Source organism: Pedobacter cryoconitis (genome assembly GCF_014207135.1).
Taxonomy (GTDB): Bacteria; Bacteroidota; Bacteroidia; order Sphingobacteriales; family Sphingobacteriaceae; genus Pedobacter; species Pedobacter cryoconitis_D.
Map to the genome: position 1 here is coordinate 193,697 of NZ_JACHCC010000003.1, position 18,000 is coordinate 211,696.

Here is an 18,000-nt window from a genome sequence, read left to right on the forward strand (position 1 = left end):
TTTTGTAATAAATCTATGAAGAAAGATCTTGATAAAAGGTTATGGGTTAATTATATAGTGATTAAAACACTGCCAGTATTTGTCTTTAAAAATCTCATAGGAGATTTTAATCTGATTGATATATTTCTGCTGGATCTTATAGGCTATTTTAGACGAGTTTCTGAATTCTTTACAGGCAAAATAAATCTCACGTGTGCCTCCGGCAGTTTCTCTTCCGATGTTCAGGTATCCTTCAAAACTTTTGAGTTCATTTATTAAGTCATCTTCTATTTCATCTATCAATTTATAAGTTTGACGATCTGGCAGTCCGATAGTATCTTCTGCGCCGTATTGAAGAATAAAATTCAATATCCAGGGATGTGATGCTTTGCGGTCCCAGGTTAATAGTTCTGTATTGATTACGGCAATCAGCGGGTTTCCGTTAGTTAATTTAGCTTCTAGTATAGAATAGGTGTCATTATCGGTATGACTCCTGGTTCCTTCGTATTTTTCAATAAACTCTTTTTCGCGCCAGATCAGAAATGATTTTAACTTTTCAATTGGAATAAGTTCTTTCCGGGCCTGGTCTTTTCTGATTACTTTTAAGTGATCAATGATCGTTGCAGAATGCAATTCACCCAGATAATTATCAAGGAAAATCTGGACGCCAATAGTTATCGTATGATTATTTTGTTCATTCGCATCCTGGTGGATAATAGTGATATCAATTTCATCCGGATAGTTGTTATGGTCATTAGGATAGAAATACATATTCTTACTATTGTATTCGTATTCACCCATTTTGATGGTGGTCTGCTCAATATTCATCTCCTCCTTTAATGCAGTAAATTTCCAGCCTGGCAAGGATGGGGCAGAAGCAACAAGTTCTTCTGCAAATACGATATTTTTGATAGTTCCATCAGCAGTAATGATCAGTTCTGCCATATCATTACTGAGCATTCCGGTAAGGAAAAAATACCCGGGCTTAAGCCCGTCAAGTTTTTGGGAGAGTTGATCAAAGAAATCCTTTTCGATGTTTGTACCAGTCTTCACAGCGTTGAAAAATATTCGTTGTTGTGTTTTAAACCACGACCAGAATTCTTCGTTGGAAGAGATGGTTTTTTGTTTGGAACTGAATATTTTTTTAAAAAAGCTCATTGATGAGATAGCATTTAGAGGCGATCTTGTTTGTGGGTAATTTAGTTATAGAATGGCCTGGTCAACAGAAGAAGAATTACTTGAAATTTTTCCGCGTTGGCTGATATTTTGGAATCTCGATTTCAAAATCAAGAATCTTTGAAGGCTGTACTTCCAAAGCTTTACATACTGCTATAAAGCCACTGACAGACATATTATTTTCGCCCCTTACAATCCGGTAAACCTGGCTGTAACTGAAACCTGTTCTGTCCTGAATGTCTTCTAATGTTATCTTTTTTTCATTAGAAACTGCCCATAATTTTTCTCTTATAATATTTAAAGAATCTATGTCAATATATTGCTCAGCCATACAGACAAATGGACTTTAATTTATTAAATATTATTATTCCAAATTTGGTATAATTATACTTATTGTTTATATTTGATGTATACAAATAAAACTACTAACAATGAATTGATAATTTAATAATATTACTTAATAAATACGAGCCTCGCGAAAGAAATCTGGTAAATTTTAATCGTGCGAGTGTAAGTTGAGCGTCAAAATTCTATATTTGCAAGCCCTATTATAAGGTGGGGCTGGCGCTCGCTTATTTTTTTGCACGATAGCCGTTTCGAAAGAGATGGTAAAGCTGAAGTTTTAATTCATTTTAAAACCGAGGCGGGTCCACCAGAACCTCTTTTGCAATTAAACAGCGAGTTGTCAGCCCCCTTTTGGGGTATGCTCTCTGGTTATATGGCTCATTTTAGATCTAAAAAAATGAGTATGAAAAAAACAACCCAACCTCTCTCCCCCAAATTGCAAAGCGCAATTGATGCTGTCAATGCTAAATACACTTACAATCAGGTTTGTGTATTTCATGAAACTATCCTGCTGATCCTTGGAAACAGTGATTTGTCCTGCCTGAAAAAAGCTGAACTCAAAGGTATCGAACAATTCGTCCTGACTATTGCTGGTTTGCTCAGTTCTTCGTCCATATCAGCTAACTTAAACAGGGCGTGTCAATCCCGGAGTTTTGGTAGCATCCCTGAAATCCGTAAACCAATACCCCGGCAGGAAAATAACTATTATGCAAAACGGAATCTTTATGATCTTGTGTACTGGATCGATTTCATCAATCATAAAGAAAGCCTGACTATCGAGATGATCCTCGATGATTATTATAATCATTTTCCATTTTCCCAGAGCGCAATGATTATGGAAGAGTACCTCCTCAGAAAAACCACTTCCTCTTAAACTAACCAAAATCAAATAAACCAATCCACATGAAAAAAACGATCTCAGTAATCGCCATGGCCACGCTTTGCCTTTTTTTTAGCGCCAAAAGCCAGAACAATCCGGCAGAAAATCCAACTTCCGAACCTGTCAAAATAGGGGACAGAATCCCGGATGTAACTTTAACTAACCTCTACAATTACAAAACCACTAAAACCAACCTCTCAGATTTCAAAGCCAAGCTGATCATTATTGATTTCTGGGCTACGTGGTGTGGAAGTTGCGTCAAAAACTTCCCGAAAATGGAAGAACTCCAAAAACAGTACGCAGGAGAAGTCCAGTTTCTGAAGGTCACGAATCAGCCAAAAGAACTGGTATTGCCTTTTCTGGAAAAGTTCCACAAAGGTTGGCTGTCTGCTATTCCGGTAGTTACAGATGATCAGAAATTGCATCAGCTTTTTCCTCATCACAGTATACCGTATTATGTCTGGTTAGATCAGACAGGCAAGCTTGTCGCAACTACATCTGCCCAACAGGTGACGGCAAAAAATATTGACGGGTTTCTGCATAATGATCGTAAGGATTCGGTACCTGTCAAGATAGATCCCGATCCAAATAGGGCGCTTTTTTTAACGAATAGGCTTTTAAACGACAATTTGGTTAAACACTATAGTGTATTTATTAAAGGTAAGTATGATGTCTTACCTAATTCGGCAAGTGTGATGAAAAATAAAATGGGTTTGCAAACAGGTCTGACCATAAGTAATAGAAACCTTCTTAGCATTTATGATCTTATCATGTATTCCTTGTATAGTCAGCGGGGGCAACAGTATGGTGAAAGTAAAAGGATCATCCAGATTAAAGATACAACGAGGATAACACTCAATAAGGATCTGGACAAGACTGATTTTTATACCTATGTCTGTAATGCACCAGATCTCAAAGATTCTTCCTTATATGAGTATGTTCTGGAAGATCTGAACCGCTATACGGATTATATCGCAAAGGTTGAAAAGAGGAGGGTTAAATGTCTGGTACTGAAACGGACCAGTAAAATTGATAAGATCAAAACCAGCGGTGGAAAAAGGGCTAATTCTCTGTTTAATACTTCCGATTCTAAACTGGTTAATTGTTCATTGGATTTACTCCTGATGCGGATCAGCGAGCTGCCTTTTATCAGGATCCCTCTGGTAAATGAAACAGGTTATACTGCGAATGCAGATCTCCACCTTTCCAGGCAACAGGACCTTCCAACCTTAAGCAAAGAGCTGAAGGCCTATGACCTGGAATTAGTTGAAGGACTACGGGAGCTGGACATGTTCGTATTAAAAGACAAAAAATAACCTGATAGTGTATGAAGAATCTAATCATAATAGCAATATTGCTTGTTTTTGCAGTTAATGTGGTTGCACAACACAGAGTTACAGGTAAAGTCGTGTCCGTTGATGCACAAGCTCTGGCAGGTGTAACGATTAAAGTCGCTGGTACGAAGCTGAGCGTACATACAGATCTGAATGGTTTATTTACTCTGGTGGTCAAAACAGGGCTGGATACCCTTGAGTTTTCCCACCTCGGCTATAGAAAAAAACAGATCATAGTTAATCAGTCCAGGTTGTACAAAGATTTACTGGTTAAGCTGGAACCGCTGGAGCAGACCCTGGAAGAGATAACCATAGTCTCTTCCGGTTATCAGAAACTTTCCAAAGAAAGAGCCACGGGGTCTTTTGACTACATTAGTCAGAAAACCTTTAACCAGCAGGTAGGTACTAAGGTACTGAGCCGGTTGGAGGCTGTAGCCAATGGATTGTTTGTGGACAGGGCTACTTCATCAACCGGTAATCTGATGGTCAGGGGACTGAGTACGGTAACAGGACCAAAGGCTGCATTAATTGTGGTCGATGATTTTCCTTATGAAGGAAATCTGGATAATCTGAACCCTAATGATGTAGAGAATATTACGGTATTAAAAGATGCTGCGGCAACTTCTATCTGGGGTGCAAGAGCGGGGAATGGAGTTATTGTGATCACAACTAAAAAGGGGAAATTTAATCAGCCGCTGTCTATTGATTTGAATGTGAACAGTACTATCATTGCTAAACCGGATCTAAGTTATCTGAAGCCGATGTCTATTGCCGATTTTATCAACCTGGAAGAGTTCTTATATGCCAAAGGAAGATATACGAGTGATATTAATTCGAGCCGTAAAGCGGGACTGACACCCATAGTTGAACTGTTGATCAGGAAAGACAAAGGTGAATTGTCGCAGTCTGCTTATGATGCCGCAAAAGCAGATTTAAGTACTATAGATGTCAGGGATCAGTTTAATAAATATATTTATCAGCGGGGTTTAAACCAGCAATATGCGTTAAGTCTGAAAGGTGGATCATCTACGCACTCCTGGATTTTGTCTACAGGTTATGACCGTAACTCTTCTGTGCTGGACGAAAAATATGATCGCTTTAATGCGCGTTTGCAAAATACCATCAAACCTGTCAAAAATTTAGAATTAACTGCGGGTATATTCTATACGCAAAGTAAAAGCAGTTCTGGTAGACCAGCGTATGGGGGGATCAGGTCTGGTTCCGACTTGTATCCCTATGCGCGTTTTGCAGATGATCAGGGAAGATCTTTAGCTATTGTAAAAGATATCCGGCTGGGATATCTGGATACAGCTGGTCGCGGAAGGCTGTTGGATTGGAAGTATTATCCGCTGGAAGATTATAAGCATGTAGTGAATACATTATCTATCAGTGACCTGGTCATGAGTGCAGGAGCGAGCTACCGGCTAGCCAAAGGTTTATCTGCTATGATTAAGTACCAGTATGAAAGGCAGCAAACCGGAGGGAATAACCTGAGTGATCGGGACAGTTATTTTGCAAGGAATCTCGTCAATTCCTTTACACAGCTTGCAACCGGAAAAGCACAGGTTTATAAGGTGCCTCTGGGAGGAATACTGGATTTGTCAAATAGCCTGCTGCAATTGCATAATGTACGGGGGCAGTTGAATTTTAGCCAGACCTGGGGCAAACATGAGCTGAACGCGATAACAGGCGGAGAACTCAGGAACTCAAGGATGACTTCAGACAGGAGCAGGACTTATGGTTATGATGATTTACTGATGAACTATGGGAATGTAGATTACCTGACCCCTTTTCCTGATTTTAAGACTGGTGTGCTCAATTATATTCCCAATAGTAAGAGTCTGGATGAAACTCTGAACCGTTTTGTTTCGGCTTATGCCAATGGTTCTTATACCTATAACGGGAAGTATACCGTTTCGGCCAGCGCCCGGAGTGATGCGTCTAATCTTTTTGGCCTGAAAGCAAATGACCGGTGGAACCCTTTATGGTCTGCGGGGGTATCATGGGAAGCCAGTAAGGAAAGCTTCTGTCAGTTGTCTTTCCTGCCTTATTTAAGATTAAGAGCAACTTATGGAGTAAGTGGAAATATAAACCCGGCGATGAGCGCCGTGACTACGATCAGTTATGCTGGTGGAAACTCAATTTCTACAGGTTTGCCGCAAGCTAGTTTCAAGAATTTTTATAATCCTGATTTAACCTGGGAGCGTGCGGCAATGACAAATCTGGGACTGGATTTCAGAACCAGGGGGAACAGGCTAACTGGTAGTCTGGAGTATTTTAATAAAAGAGGGACCAGGCTTTTTGGTCAGGCCTTGATTGATTATACGGGCGGCACAGGCCCTACAATTGTTAAAAATGTAGCAGCGACCAAAGGTTATGGCTTTGATCTGGTACTGAACAGTCTTAATGTTTCTATAGCTAATTTCAAATGGTCAAGTAATTTGAATGCCAGTTTTTACCAGGATCAGGTAGTGAATTATTATATGCCGTCACAGGACGTAAGTTCTTATACGAATACTGGATTTATACTTTCCGGAATAAGCGGAAAACCAGTTTACAGCATATTTTCTTTTAAATGGGCAGGTCTTAATCCCGTAAATGGTAATCCAAGAGGTTATGCCAATGGAGTGATAAGTGAAAATTATAAATTGATTACCGGAAGTACGGCAAAGGTTGAGGATTTGAAATATCACGGCTCTGCTTTACCTACTTTCTATGGTTCACTAGGTAATCAGTTTACTTATAAAGGCATTAGCCTGGATGTGAGACTGACTTATAAACTTGGCTATTATTTCAGAAAGGCATCAGTCAATTATGGAAATCTGATTGCCTCGGGAAGCGGACATGCTGATTACGCTAAACGCTGGCAGCATCCTGGTGACGAACTACATACAAACGTCCCTTCCTTTTCTTATCCCGATAATAGTGCAAGGAACATTTTTTACAATGGTTCTGAAGTACTGGTAGACAGGGCAGATCATATTCGCCTGGCTTATGTGAATTTAGCTTACGAGGTGAACAGGGAAAAAATCAGTTTTCTTCCCTTCAAAAGTATGTCGGTATATGTCAACGCGGCCAATATGGGATTGATCTGGGCTGCCAATAAGGATCATCTTGATCCGGACTATCAAGGCTTAAATATGATTAAACCTTCTTCAACTTTTTCTCTGGGTATCAGAGCTAACTTAAATTAAATACTGATGAAAAATAGATTATATATAACTGTCGCTCTGTTGACCGGTTGTTTGATCAGCTTTTGGGGATGTAAAAAATTCCTGGACGAAAAAACAGATAAAAAGCTGGCCGTACCTACAACACTGGGCGACTTTCAGGCATTGATGGATAATACCACAAAGATTAATTATTCCGGTCCAGTTGCCGCGGAGCTAAGTGCTGATAGTTATGAAGTAAGTGAAGCTATATGGGCTGGATTGACTGCTGAAGAAGAAAGAAGAATATATACCTGGGAGAAGGATCATCTTTTTGCCGAGGGTTTTAACAGCTGGAAAAGTCTTTATGATGCTGTTTATTATTGTAATACCGTATTGTCAGGTATGGATAAGGTTTCCAGAAACGAAGCCAATGCTGTCCAGTGGGATAATATAAAAGGACAGGCCTTGTTTTGTCGGGGGAATAATTATCTGGATGCAGCAATTGTATGGTGTCTGGCTTATGATCAGGGAACAGCTGGTTCTGATTTGGGGCTTCCGTTGCGTTTTAGTACCGATTTTAACGCGGTTTCAGTACGGTCAAACCTGCAGCAGACTTATGAGTCGGTTATCCGGGATTTAAAAGCAGCAGTGAATTTATTGCCAGTGACTCCATTAAACAAATTCAGACCCTCAAGGGCAGCGGCTTATGGTTTACTGGCAAGAACTTACCTGTCTATGCGTGATTATGAGAATGCAAATAAATATGCTGAGCTGTGTTTGTCTTTACACCCTGATGTGCTGGACTTTAATACGCTGGTTCCCACTGCGCGTTCTCCGCTCACCCTTGCCAATAATACAGAAGTGATCTATGTCAGATCAACAGGTTACACGGAAATTATGGATGTTTCAAATGCAAGCATAAGTCAGGAGATTTATGATTCATTTAATGCTGCGGACTGGAGGAAAAAGATTTTTTTTAAAATGAGACCCGATAATACTTATTGGTTTAGTGGAGATTATGTTGAGAATCTGAATACCTTCACCGGGTTAGCTACCGATGAGATGATTTTGATCAAAGCAGAGTTTCTTGCCAGAAATGGCCGGATTGCTGAAAGTATGAGTGCGTTGAACGGTTTGATTGCTAAACGCTGGAACAAAAAGGAGGTTTATGTTCCTTATACGGCTGGAGAAAGTAGTGAAGCCTTAAAGATTGTGCTGTTGGAACGGAAAAAAGAATTGATGTTCAGAGGTTTAAGGTGGATGGATATTAAGCGGTTGAATAAGGAGGGGGCAAATATTACTTTAACCAGAAAATTGAACAACAAGGTGTATCAGCTTTTGCCAAATGATTTGCGTTATGCACTGCCAATCCCGGAAGATGTGATTGCTTTATCTGGAATGGTACAGAATAGGAGATAGGTATTGGAAACTTCTGGATAACATATTGTTATCCAGAAGTTTTACTGATTAAGGTACTACAGTTATTCTTGATCCCGCTTCAGCAAGAATCTGAGCATTGCTATGACTGATCAGGTAGTCATCTAACGTCTGGTCTGCCGGGACTTCAATATGGCAAGGCAACGTGGTAAGTTTATTCGTGCAGGCATATTCAGGATTCTGGTTAGGCCCCCAGGCAGCTGCCTCCTTCATTTCACTGGTGCTGTTTCCATTAAAATAATAAGTAACAACATCTGATTTGTGATTTTTAAAGGCACTTTGTGTGAAAATCAATCCGCTCATAAGCAGAAGTACAGCAATAAAGCTGAGTACTTTTACATTCTTTAAAAACTTATTCATGGTTAGAGGAATTAGGATAGGATTTACAGTCTATCCGGTTACCGTTCAGCACCCCAAAGCTCGTTCTGTCCGGCTAATTAAATTCTGTTTATTGCAGCTGAGCTTTATGCTGCATCATCGATTCCTTCAATTTTTGGCAATGCTCCTTTCTTTTTGATATTGATAACATGTATGTTAAAGGTAGCCTTGGTTTAAAGAAATAGCTGTAGCTTTTAGATAGCTTCGTACCTACCCATTGTTGCTTTTTGACTTACCATTTGGTAAATTATTCCCTATCAATTGTTCTTCTTAATCTGGACAGGGAATTAGGGCTCAACCCTAAAAAGTAGGCAATATCTTTTTGTTTAGCATAGTTAAAGAGCTCGGGATGTACTTTAAATAATTGCAGATATTTTTCTTTGCCACTTAAATGTGATTTACTGATATAGTATTGTTGCCTTAATGATTCGTAATGATCCCGAATTTTATCAAATAGCAATGCCGTTCCATTTTTCAAATGAACATAATCTTCGATTTTCAGATAAACCAGCTGGCTGTCTTCTAATAGTTCAACCGAACTTAAGACGGGGTCCTGACTGAAAAAACCAGGAACAGTATAAATCAGATCCCCATCGAACCAGAACCAGGTGGTCTGTTCCTGGGGATGGTTATTCTGATCTTCTTTGAATTCTCTTGCCGATCCTTTGATGATAAACCATGCCCTTTTTTGTACCTCTCTCTGGTAAAGAATCTTTGTGCCTTTTTTGAACGATTCTTCAGACATTATATCCATTAATGTTTTTTGTAGAAGAATAGAAAGTGGCATTAGCCTCTCTAAAACTCTAATCAATTGTTGAAATGTTTCGGGACTCAGAGCCATTATCTTTCTTTAGTTTTTTATTGGAAACCGAGAAGTTGAATGCTGGCAGAGAGAGCGGTAATAACTTCAGGAGCTTACTACAATATAATTAATTTATTGATCAATAAGTTATATGTGTGTCTTAAAGTTTACTTTTTATGTTAATATGAAATTTTCGATGTAAAAACCGTGTTTAGCTGTAATCGATCAGGATAGTTTGCCCGCCTGTAGCGCGCTATTGATTTTATCCATGATTGCCTTAATTACTTTTGATTTGAAGAACCATTTGACTATCGTGGTCATAAACCAATTGACTTTAAATTCGGTCAGGGCTACGTCAATGACCTTCCCAACTCTTTGATTGACATCGGCCTTGATTTCATCTTCATTGTATTTTCCCTTTGGCCATACCGGATTATAAAGTGCTGCTACGGTTGAACCAAACAAGGGGATGATGCAGAAAGATTCTATAACCTGCGTTTGGTTCGTTATTTTGTCCGTTACCTGCTCGCTGATGATAAAATCCTTGAATTTTTCTTTATTGTGTTCAATATCAAGAGACTTGAAAATCGGGTTGTTGACGATTTCACTGAGCGGGATAGCAAAGTTCCGGCGAAGAAACTGCTGGGCATTACGTCTCCCCAGGAAATAATCATGCTCCCGGAAATCTCTGGAAAGGAACGCACCGAAATTGCCCAATGAAGTTCCTGTTATAGCCGGAACTACTGTCTGAGTACCAGTTTCATCGTAACGGACCGGTGCGATAATAAAACGGCTGTAAACATTATCCTCGATGGCCAGTCTGATCTGTTCATCAGTAAATTCAGCTTCATTCCGGATCGCGTCAAAGGTAGAAGTCAGTGCAGAGATGATACTGTCATTCTTTAAGTCGTAAGTATCCTTAGTTACCATATCAGTATCCAGCGGAGCAACAATAATAATACAGCGGTTTACATTACTCCCTTCCCGTGGATTGTGTGCGACCCCCGGAGGCAACATGTCCTGATGTAATAATTCGAAAGGGTTGGTATTACAAATACCACCGTCTCCATTCAGGAAAGCATAGTCCTGACCCTTTGGGATGGCTAATGCCTGTGCATTTTCCCTTTGGGCATATATAGTTTCGTTTTGTGTTATGGGCTGTGTTTTGAAAGCGGCAGGAAATGCACAGGTAGCCAGACAGGCTGCCTGCAGTTGATTATAACTTTGTTGAAAAAGGGGATCAGTAGTGTTATAAGGGATGACATTAGTATCCTTATAAAATGGTTTATTGTTTCTGGCCAGCTCAAATTTTACATAATCTGCATTCCGGTAATAGATCAGCTCATTGGCTCCAATTCCTTGTGTTTTTAAAAGATAGGGAATGCCACGCAGATTGGTAACTGTGAGAATAGCTTTCAGATTATCGGAGATATATTTTTTATACAACTCATTACCGAAATTCTCTTTGACAAATGTTTTTCTGGCAATATTGGGAATTGCTTCGCCAAAAAGGAGGCTTTTGAGCTGGACGGAACCTGTCAGGTCATCTACCTTCGTTAGTTCATTGATACCGAGCATCTCTACCCAGATATTATAGAAATCATTTTTTGTTTCCCCTGCAGGTGGCTCACTAACGGGATCAATCTGTTTGCCTATAGTATTCAGGATCAGTCCACAGTTCACACCTCCGCCGGATGCACCAGAAAGTCCTGTAATGACTACCTCATGCCATGGAACGTCCCATTTTTGGTAATCATCCTGGTATTTATTCCGGTTGTCTGTTTTTTTCTGTTCCCAGTTTTCGAGGGCCTCTAACAGGAAATCAATTACTCCTGCAGTATATGCACCAGCAGAAACGGTTCCCGTTAAGGTAAGACCAATTTCAAACGGTTGTGGGGTTGGGAGAATGGGTGTCATCATCTCTTTTATAGGTGAATACTAAAGTAATTAATTGGTCTTTAATTCAAATAGTCAAATGAGACATATTACTAATTAGCTAAAATGCCAATAAGTTTGAATTTCAATTCAAATACAGTGCCTTCTCCTACTGTGCTGATTACTCTCAGGCCTACGGCGTTGCTTTCACATATCTGCCTGGTGATATGCAAGCCCATTCCTGTAGTTGCTTCTCCACTTGTACCAACCCTTCTTGCCGAGGTGAATTTCTCAAAAAGGAAAGGTTTCATCTCATCAGGTATACCTATGCCGTTATCTGCGATGCGGATAAAACAATGCTCTGCCTTTAGTTCCGATGTTATTTCAACACTGCCCCCTGGTTTAGTGAATTTAATGGCGTTATTCAAGATATTATCAATGGCTCTTTTGATTGATAAGCTATGTCCTGAGCTGAAAATATTGGATTCAGGCAGGTTAACAAAGATCTGGATGTTTTTATTTCTACCTATATCCTGTACCTGCAGGACACTTTCTTCCAGTATTTTTCTGAGTTCAAAAGGGGTTACCTGGATGGCAAAAGCAGGATGTATTGTTGGTTTAAGTATCTCACTGATTAAATTATTCGCATTCTTATAAGCAATTTTTGCAGCTGAAAACAACTCCTCATTCTCAGAATCAATAAAGCTTTCTTCCATTAACTGAATGATACCCATTAAATTGGCAACAGGCGTTCTTAAATCATGTGCAACTTCCTGTAAGTTTGAATGATGAGTTTCAATGGTGGTCATCAGATGATTAGCAATATCACCTTTAAATAAAGTACCGACAAGTTCATCGTCATGATAAACCGCCAGTATTTCCGACCTGGATTCGTCCATTATCTTTAGGGCATCTTTTATTTTACTCCCATACAGAAGCTTTGGCTTTTTTGATAAACAATCTACAATCAGGTTATGTGGACTTGCGGCCAGGTCGCGGGGGGTAATCAGTCCGATGGGTTCATCATCCATAAAAACAACAGCACAACCTTTTTCAATGATCTTGTTTTTAACCAGCGAAACACCATCAAAAGCATCTACAGTAAGGTATTCGCGGTTTACGAAAGGATTAATCATAACTCACTGCTCGTTACTTCAAGGTTCTCAATAGAGATGTTAATTTTAAAATCTACACGAATCAATTCTCCATCCGAAATGAACGGGAAAACATTTTTATTTAATATTTCCAGTACTTTTTCGGCTGGCATTTTTTTTAGAATATGCTTATTGACAAAGACAGTTTCAACTCGTTCATCAATGATGTCGATAGTTTCAAAACCATTTGGAATTAACATCTCAAAAGACTTGGTTAAGCCTATTTTTCCCTGAGTACTGTTTTTTCCTACGATTAGGATGTCTTGAAATGGAGGGAGTTTGATCTCCTCAAAATTAAGATTAATCGAGTACTTTATACTTCTTTCATTCATAGTGTTTTTGAGATAAGTTTAAATTGCACCGATGTGTTTTTGGTTTTTAATGGATAGGTTACTATTAACCAAATGTACAGATTTACTAAGTAAGAATAGAAATAGTGATTATCTAATAACTTGAAATGACAAATTACTGAAAGTGAAATATACTTTTTGTATGATAAAATATCATAATTTTTAATTGTTTTACAGATAATTTTATGTTTTTTGCTCTATTGTGCTCATACAATGCTGTTTAATGATTTAGTAAATGTTTTTGTAATTTATTCTAACATAAACGCAGAATTCGGATAGAAATTTTCCTGTTAATGAATAAGAGAATCAGGAGTTCATATTTGGTGGTCTGTTCAAAGGTTAATCAGTAAAATACAATCTAAATTAGCTATGAAAATAAATAATTAACTTTTGGATTTTTGTTTTTCTTTTTAATATGGTGATTGTTGATTTATTAATTTTAATCGTTATTTTATATGAAAACAAAAACTCTACTTGCGGTTATTTTATTGACTTTTAGCTATCCTGGTGTTTAGGAAAAAGAACAATCTATAAGAGGATAGAGGTAGGATGTGTCTGGTTTTCAGAAGGATGTGTTACTTTTCGATGTGCGGAAACAGACCCGCAAATAAAAAAGCGGCTTAAATTTCTTTAAGCCGCTTTAAATCTGATGTATATAATTATTTTACACGTTCGATATATTCTCCGGTACGTGTATCTACTTTTACTTTATCACCTACGTTTACAAATAAAGGTACTTTTATTTCAACGCCGATTTCTGTAGTCGCATATTTTTGTGCCCCTGAAGAAGTATCACCTTTAACTGCTGGTTCAGCATAAGTAATTTCCAGGTCTACAAAGTTTGGTGCCTGTGCCATGATAGGCTCTTCGCTCTCGAAAGAAACAATCACATCCATTCCTTCTTTAAGGAATTTTGCAGCTGGTCCGAATAATGCTTTTGCTACATTGAATTGTTCAAAAGAAACGTTATCCATCACTACAAAATAATCACCTTCTTCATATAAATATTGGTAGTCACTAGTTTCTACACGGCAAATTTCAACCTGCTCGTCAGTTCCTAAACGTGCCTCTACAATTCTGCCAGTTTTGATATTACGAAATTTACCTAAGTAGAAAGCCCCACCTTTACCTGGTGTACGATGTAAGAATTCTGTAACCGTTACCAGTTCGCCGTTGTAACGTAAAATATTTCCTACTTTAGTTTCGGATGCCTTTGCCATAAAAATATAATTGTAAAATTTGAGCTCAAAGATAGAAGCTTTTTTGTGAATTTAAACAGGCCTTGATTGATCGAACAAGATATTATTCTTTTGTTGCCGGAAGATGGCTGAAAGAGGGGCTCATTAACCCAATCAGCCAAAAGGGGATGTCAGCTCTTTTTTCAAAGCCCATAAATTCATATAAACGGATTGCCCGTTCATTGGTATTTACGACGTGTAAAAATGGAGATTCGCCTCTTTTTTGTATCTCATTGCATATATAGGAGATGAGATATTGAGCCAGTCCTTTACCTGTATATTCTGGTGCTGTGCAAATGGCGCTGACTTCAGAGTATCCAGGCATTTTTAATCTCTCACCCGCCATAGCAATCAATTGGCCATTTATTCTTATCCCATAGTAATTACCTAACAAAGGGGTATCTCTTTTGAAATACCCGGGCTGAATACGATTGATAAATGCGACCATTTCATCTGCACATTCTGGGGTAAGTGGTGTAATTTCATATTCTTCGGACCGGATAAAACTAACCGGCTTTTGGCAGACCATCTGATTACAAACCATTTCTGAAAATATAGTCCAGTTAGGAGGGAATGAAGGCAGTTTTCCTACTACAAATACTTTTTCATTGACTTCCATCTGGTTTTCAATTTTGTCCAATGGAGATTGGTCTGCATGATCAAAACCCATAAAAGGCAAAACAGAAGAGGGATAACGAAGAATAGTTTTTCCACCCAGGGCAAATTTTTGATGAACACTATTTAAGGAGTGCCAGATAGGGTTATCCAGCGCGTGAGTATTTTTCATACGGGTTCAGGATCTGATCAGTAATTAGTTGAACTTTTGATATCTTTTATAATAGGACGTTTCTTCGAGAGCCTGTTCAATTGCAGCCATTGTTTGCAACAGGGGATGGATTTCCGCAAACAGTTGCTGATTTAAGGAATCAAGTTTATTCCAGACTTTTTCAAATTCAGGTAAACACTTTTTCCCTTTCTTTGAAAGCTGCAGGATTCTTTTGCGGTTATCATTTGGTGAACGTACCGATTCGATATAACCTTTTTTCTCTAAACCTTTAGCCAGATGAATGATAGCAGGATGGGTAAGGCTCAGTTCCTGTGCGATATCTACAATACCGATCTGTTTTCTTCTGCTAATGATATAAAAAAGCGTGAAATATTTAATCTCGAATTCCAGTTCATGATCAGCATAGATTCTGGCTGTATCACTGGATAAATTATCGTAAAGTCTGCGCATTCTGGAACCGATTGCAAGCACACCTAATTCATTAATAATGTTTGGTTTCATTTATGTAAGTGTTTATGTAAATACTTACCAAGTATAAGGAGAAATATCGATTTTACAAGAAAAACTTTTTAAGAACCTGCAGCCGTGATATTGTTCTGTGCTTTAATCTCTGTCTTTAAATTTAGAATCCTTTCTTTAAAGCCCTGCAGAATATCAACATCATCTCTTTCAATTGATCTGGCAAAATCCATAAATTCAGGATCATGATTTTCGCGTCTGCCGGTTTTTACATTTACAGGGATAAAAGTTGTCCAGAGTAAAGATTTTATATGAGTCAGTTTGTTATCGAACATCACCATTTCAACAAGTAACAGATCGTCAGCAGCCTTTAGTAATGAAGTCTGAATACTGACAACTTCACCATAGACTGCCGGTCGTAAATAACTTATTTCATGACCCCCAACAACCCAGCTTGTGCTGCGTGCATAGAAATTACTTAATTCTATATTATAGAAATCTTTTAAATGATCTTCCCTGGCATTCAGGAAGTAATCAATATATCTCGCATTGTTGAGATGACCAAACAGGTCGCAATCACTAAAACGAATGGTATAGGGAGTAACAGGTGTCTTTTTCATAATTAATATTTGATTAGTCGTTCTTTTAATAAACCGTTCGGTCTTTTTATAGTGAAAAAAAAATTAAGCCTTGTATCTGTTCTCAATTTGTTCTTTTAAGTTCTTTAAGATATTATTCAGTACATCCGGTTTGTCCGTTAATTTACTCATCATGATTCCACCTTCTATAGTTGCATAAAATAATAGGGCTTCATGGGCAGCATTGATGGTTAGTTTAAACTCAGCCGAATCTATTCCTTTCTGGATTATATAGGTTAGTGAACCGAGCATCTCATTTAAGGCCTGGGCTGCTCTTTGTTTCATAAACGGAATATTGTCGTCCGCGTCGATTGCTGTATTTAATACCGGGCATCCGCCTTCTACAGCAGGGGTTATGGTAAAATTATGATAGAATTCGAGGATTGAAATTAATTTGCCGGTAGCTGTCTTTTCTTGTTTTATGCTGTAAAGCAGAGCTTCTTTAATTTTTGTATAAGAATAGTCAAAAGCCTCAACCGCAATGTCATCTTTGCTGTTAAAGTTTCCATATATTCCACCTTTGGTCAGTCCGGTGGCTTTCAGGATATCCGTCATAGAAGTTGCAGCATATCCTTTTGTATTAAAAATAGGTGCTGATTTTTCTACAATGAATTGTTTTGTCCTATCTGATTTTGATAACATTATATAAATATAAACCGTTCGGTCTAAATATTCAAATTATAATTAAAAAAAGATCAGAGAAGCATAACTAGTGCAATTTTGATTATGGGTCAAGTGGCTCATCAAAATCTATCTGCAAAGACATTGTGTTCGGATAAAATTCCATTTCAGTATCAGATAGTCTTTTTCCATTTTTATAAGGATAATAACCAAGTTCTTTTTTTGACCGTTCTGTAACGACATCACTGATGTAATAACTCTGAGATTTGGAAGTCGAGGTAATAGCGGGTTTATCCATTGGTATTCCGTATCTGAAAATCAACCTGGCACAATTACGCATATTGGTGGTTGTGTGGCGGGCATGGGGCTCCAGGAGGATAGCAGTTTCGGGGATATGAAGTGTATTGATGAGAAATTTTTTCATTTCAAAGGCTTCGCTGTATTTGGTTTTGAATGGATGTACCCTGCCTCCTGATACCATAATGAAAGGGGCCAGGCCTTTCTGATATTGTAATGCTGCGAGCCTGCACCGGAGCATCCCGCCGGCACTTAATTCCGTCTCTTTTTCTTCAGGTCCTTCACCTGGAACAAGAATTACCGAATACCGGTAGTTGTTCCAGTTTGTTTTACTGATCTGGGCAATTGCCAGTTTATTTACCGTAGAAATCATGGGTTCATAATCTGCTGCATCATTTCTTTCGTTAATCTCTAAACTGAGTAGTGCGAAGGTCAGAGTTGGTTCAAAGAACAAGGTGTTTTCTGGGACTACAGAGAGTTTAACACTCGTAGCAACCAGTTCGGCATAAGCCTTATCTTTTACGTTGAAACTAATAGAGTCTATCATGGGATAGTTGGGTTTCTGTCCTTCAGCATAGACCTCAATAGTATGATTAAGAGCTTTAGCATCCTGCTCCCAGGCTTTGATTAATATTTCTTTTGGACTTAAAGCCGAATAAAGTCCGTAACAGCCCGAAGGGATCAAATGATCCTTTACCAGTTTTTCGAGTTCTTGTCCAGATTTAAATAACCTGGATAGCCGGTTACTCACCTCATGTATTTCATCATCACTTAGTTTGATTGATCTGGTATAACATAAGAGATCGGATCCGCAATTTTTTAAGGCTGCTGAACTTCGTTCAATCTTGCGTTTTAAAATTTTATTCAAAACAGCGTCATTTTCCAGTGTTTTCTTTAGCTCTGGTAATTCTTTAAACAGCGTTAACAGATAGTAGTTTTTGGATTGAACAAATCCATTCTGAGAGCTGAGCAGTTGATAAGATTGTCCCGGAAGTTTTTTCTGTGCGAAGGTCAGACTGGAAATTCCCAGTACTACTAAAACTAAGAATACACGTTTTATAAAATACATTTTACAAATTAAGTAAAAGAGGTTTAAAG

Annotated in this window: 17 protein-coding genes; 4 read left to right on the plus strand and 13 right to left on the minus strand. The window is 38.4% G+C overall.

The genetic code is table 11. From position 1 onward, the window contains the following. Window positions 1-39: 39 nt before the first annotated feature. Together HDF25_RS06285 and HDF25_RS06290 are read right to left on the minus strand one after the other, a co-directional pair. Entirely contained in the window at window positions 40-1,137 is a 1,098-nt protein-coding gene (locus HDF25_RS06285) for a DUF695 domain-containing protein (protein ID WP_184623883.1), read from the minus strand. 76 nt (window positions 1,138-1,213) lie between these two features. Then, complete coding sequence (locus HDF25_RS06290; protein WP_184623884.1) at window positions 1,214-1,486, minus strand: helix-turn-helix domain-containing protein; 273 nt, start codon at window positions 1,484-1,486, stop codon at window positions 1,214-1,216. Window positions 1,487-1,903: 417 nt separating this feature from the next. Here HDF25_RS06290 and HDF25_RS06295 point away from each other — a divergent pair, with 417 nt between their 5' ends. Genes HDF25_RS06295 through HDF25_RS06310 form a run of 4 tightly spaced genes read left to right on the plus strand, consistent with a single transcriptional unit; the run spans window position 1,904 to window position 8,285 of the window. Further along, on the plus strand, window positions 1,904-2,374 hold the full coding sequence (locus HDF25_RS06295) for a hypothetical protein (RefSeq protein ID WP_184623885.1): 471 nt from the start codon (window positions 1,904-1,906) through the stop codon (window positions 2,372-2,374). 29 nt (window positions 2,375-2,403) lie between these two features. Further along, on the plus strand, window positions 2,404-3,696 hold the full coding sequence (locus HDF25_RS06300) for a TlpA family protein disulfide reductase (RefSeq protein WP_184623886.1): 1,293 nt from the start codon (window positions 2,404-2,406) through the stop codon (window positions 3,694-3,696). A gap of 11 nt (window positions 3,697-3,707) precedes the next feature. Next, on the plus strand, window positions 3,708-6,908 hold the full coding sequence (locus tag HDF25_RS06305; protein WP_184623887.1) for a SusC/RagA family TonB-linked outer membrane protein: 3,201 nt from the start codon (window positions 3,708-3,710) through the stop codon (window positions 6,906-6,908). A gap of 6 nt (window positions 6,909-6,914) precedes the next feature. Next, window positions 6,915-8,285, plus strand: coding sequence for a RagB/SusD family nutrient uptake outer membrane protein (locus tag HDF25_RS06310; RefSeq protein ID WP_184623888.1), 1,371 nt, complete (start codon window positions 6,915-6,917; stop codon window positions 8,283-8,285). 48 nt (window positions 8,286-8,333) lie between these two features. Here HDF25_RS06310 and HDF25_RS06315 read toward each other — a convergent pair whose 3' ends face one another. The 11 genes from HDF25_RS06315 to HDF25_RS06365 all read right to left on the minus strand — a co-directional run bounded on the left by HDF25_RS06315 (window position 8,334) and on the right by HDF25_RS06365 (window position 17,971). Next, the gene (locus tag HDF25_RS06315) at window positions 8,334-8,663 is read right to left on the minus strand and encodes a hypothetical protein (RefSeq protein ID WP_184623889.1); all 330 of its coding nucleotides are present in this window, start codon (window positions 8,661-8,663) and stop codon (window positions 8,334-8,336) included. Between the two features lie 265 nt (window positions 8,664-8,928). After that, window positions 8,929-9,426, minus strand: coding sequence for a Crp/Fnr family transcriptional regulator (locus tag HDF25_RS06320; RefSeq protein WP_184623890.1), 498 nt, complete (start codon window positions 9,424-9,426; stop codon window positions 8,929-8,931). Window positions 9,427-9,708: 282 nt separating this feature from the next. Then, window positions 9,709-11,403 carry a patatin-like phospholipase family protein gene (locus tag HDF25_RS06325; protein WP_184623891.1) on the minus strand — a complete coding sequence of 565 codons (1,695 nt, stop codon included), beginning with the start codon at window positions 11,401-11,403 and terminating at the stop codon, window positions 9,709-9,711. 68 nt (window positions 11,404-11,471) lie between these two features. Continuing rightward, complete coding sequence (locus HDF25_RS06330) at window positions 11,472-12,494, minus strand: sensor histidine kinase (protein ID WP_184623892.1); 1,023 nt, start codon at window positions 12,492-12,494, stop codon at window positions 11,472-11,474. Beyond that, window positions 12,491-12,844 carry a hypothetical protein gene (locus tag HDF25_RS06335; RefSeq protein WP_184623893.1) on the minus strand — a complete coding sequence of 118 codons (354 nt, stop codon included), beginning with the start codon at window positions 12,842-12,844 and terminating at the stop codon, window positions 12,491-12,493. Before HDF25_RS06335 ends, HDF25_RS06330 begins: the two co-directional genes overlap by 4 nt. A 677-nt stretch (window positions 12,845-13,521) precedes the next feature. After that, window positions 13,522-14,082 carry an elongation factor P gene (gene efp, locus HDF25_RS06340; protein WP_184623894.1) on the minus strand — a complete coding sequence of 187 codons (561 nt, stop codon included), beginning with the start codon at window positions 14,080-14,082 and terminating at the stop codon, window positions 13,522-13,524. Window positions 14,083-14,164: 82 nt separating this feature from the next. After that, complete coding sequence (locus tag HDF25_RS06345) at window positions 14,165-14,887, minus strand: GNAT family N-acetyltransferase (RefSeq protein ID WP_184623895.1); 723 nt, start codon at window positions 14,885-14,887, stop codon at window positions 14,165-14,167. A gap of 24 nt (window positions 14,888-14,911) precedes the next feature. Continuing rightward, window positions 14,912-15,388, minus strand: a complete 477-nt coding sequence (locus HDF25_RS06350) for a MarR family winged helix-turn-helix transcriptional regulator (protein WP_184623896.1) — start codon at window positions 15,386-15,388, stop codon at window positions 14,912-14,914. A 68-nt stretch (window positions 15,389-15,456) separates the two neighbouring features. Further along, entirely contained in the window at window positions 15,457-15,966 is a 510-nt protein-coding gene (locus HDF25_RS06355; RefSeq protein WP_184623897.1) for an acyl-CoA thioesterase, read from the minus strand. 63 nt (window positions 15,967-16,029) lie between these two features. Then, window positions 16,030-16,626 (minus strand): TetR/AcrR family transcriptional regulator, encoded by a 597-nt coding sequence (locus HDF25_RS06360; RefSeq protein ID WP_184623898.1) that lies wholly within the window; start codon window positions 16,624-16,626, stop codon window positions 16,030-16,032. A gap of 82 nt (window positions 16,627-16,708) precedes the next feature. After that, window positions 16,709-17,971 carry a YdcF family protein gene (locus HDF25_RS06365; protein WP_221450866.1) on the minus strand — a complete coding sequence of 421 codons (1,263 nt, stop codon included), beginning with the start codon at window positions 17,969-17,971 and terminating at the stop codon, window positions 16,709-16,711. Between the last annotated feature and the right edge of the window lie 29 nt (window positions 17,972-18,000).

Coding starts and splice junctions, on each gene's coding strand:
- HDF25_RS06345 (WP_184623895.1), bottom strand. CDS start 14,887: ATGAAAAATACTCACGCGCTGGATAACCCTATCTGGCACTCCTTAAAT.
- HDF25_RS06355 (WP_184623897.1), bottom strand. CDS start 15,966: ATGAAAAAGACACCTGTTACTCCCTATACCATTCGTTTTAGTGATTGC.
- HDF25_RS06305 (WP_184623887.1), top strand. CDS start 3,708: ATGAAGAATCTAATCATAATAGCAATATTGCTTGTTTTTGCAGTTAAT.
- efp (WP_184623894.1), bottom strand. CDS start 14,082: ATGGCAAAGGCATCCGAAACTAAAGTAGGAAATATTTTACGTTACAAC.
- HDF25_RS06300 (WP_184623886.1), top strand. CDS start 2,404: ATGAAAAAAACGATCTCAGTAATCGCCATGGCCACGCTTTGCCTTTTT.
- HDF25_RS06295 (WP_184623885.1), top strand. CDS start 1,904: ATGAAAAAAACAACCCAACCTCTCTCCCCCAAATTGCAAAGCGCAATT.
- HDF25_RS06290 (WP_184623884.1), bottom strand. CDS start 1,486: ATGGCTGAGCAATATATTGACATAGATTCTTTAAATATTATAAGAGAA.
- HDF25_RS06310 (WP_184623888.1), top strand. CDS start 6,915: ATGAAAAATAGATTATATATAACTGTCGCTCTGTTGACCGGTTGTTTG.
- HDF25_RS06365 (WP_221450866.1), bottom strand. CDS start 17,971: ATGTATTTTATAAAACGTGTATTCTTAGTTTTAGTAGTACTGGGAATT.
- HDF25_RS06315 (WP_184623889.1), bottom strand. CDS start 8,663: ATGAATAAGTTTTTAAAGAATGTAAAAGTACTCAGCTTTATTGCTGTA.
- HDF25_RS06350 (WP_184623896.1), bottom strand. CDS start 15,388: ATGAAACCAAACATTATTAATGAATTAGGTGTGCTTGCAATCGGTTCC.
- HDF25_RS06285 (WP_184623883.1), bottom strand. CDS start 1,137: ATGAGCTTTTTTAAAAAAATATTCAGTTCCAAACAAAAAACCATCTCT.
- HDF25_RS06325 (WP_184623891.1), bottom strand. CDS start 11,403: ATGATGACACCCATTCTCCCAACCCCACAACCGTTTGAAATTGGTCTT.
- HDF25_RS06330 (WP_184623892.1), bottom strand. CDS start 12,494: ATGATTAATCCTTTCGTAAACCGCGAATACCTTACTGTAGATGCTTTT.
- HDF25_RS06360 (WP_184623898.1), bottom strand. CDS start 16,626: ATGTTATCAAAATCAGATAGGACAAAACAATTCATTGTAGAAAAATCA.
- HDF25_RS06320 (WP_184623890.1), bottom strand. CDS start 9,426: ATGTCTGAAGAATCGTTCAAAAAAGGCACAAAGATTCTTTACCAGAGA.
- HDF25_RS06335 (WP_184623893.1), bottom strand. CDS start 12,844: ATGAATGAAAGAAGTATAAAGTACTCGATTAATCTTAATTTTGAGGAG.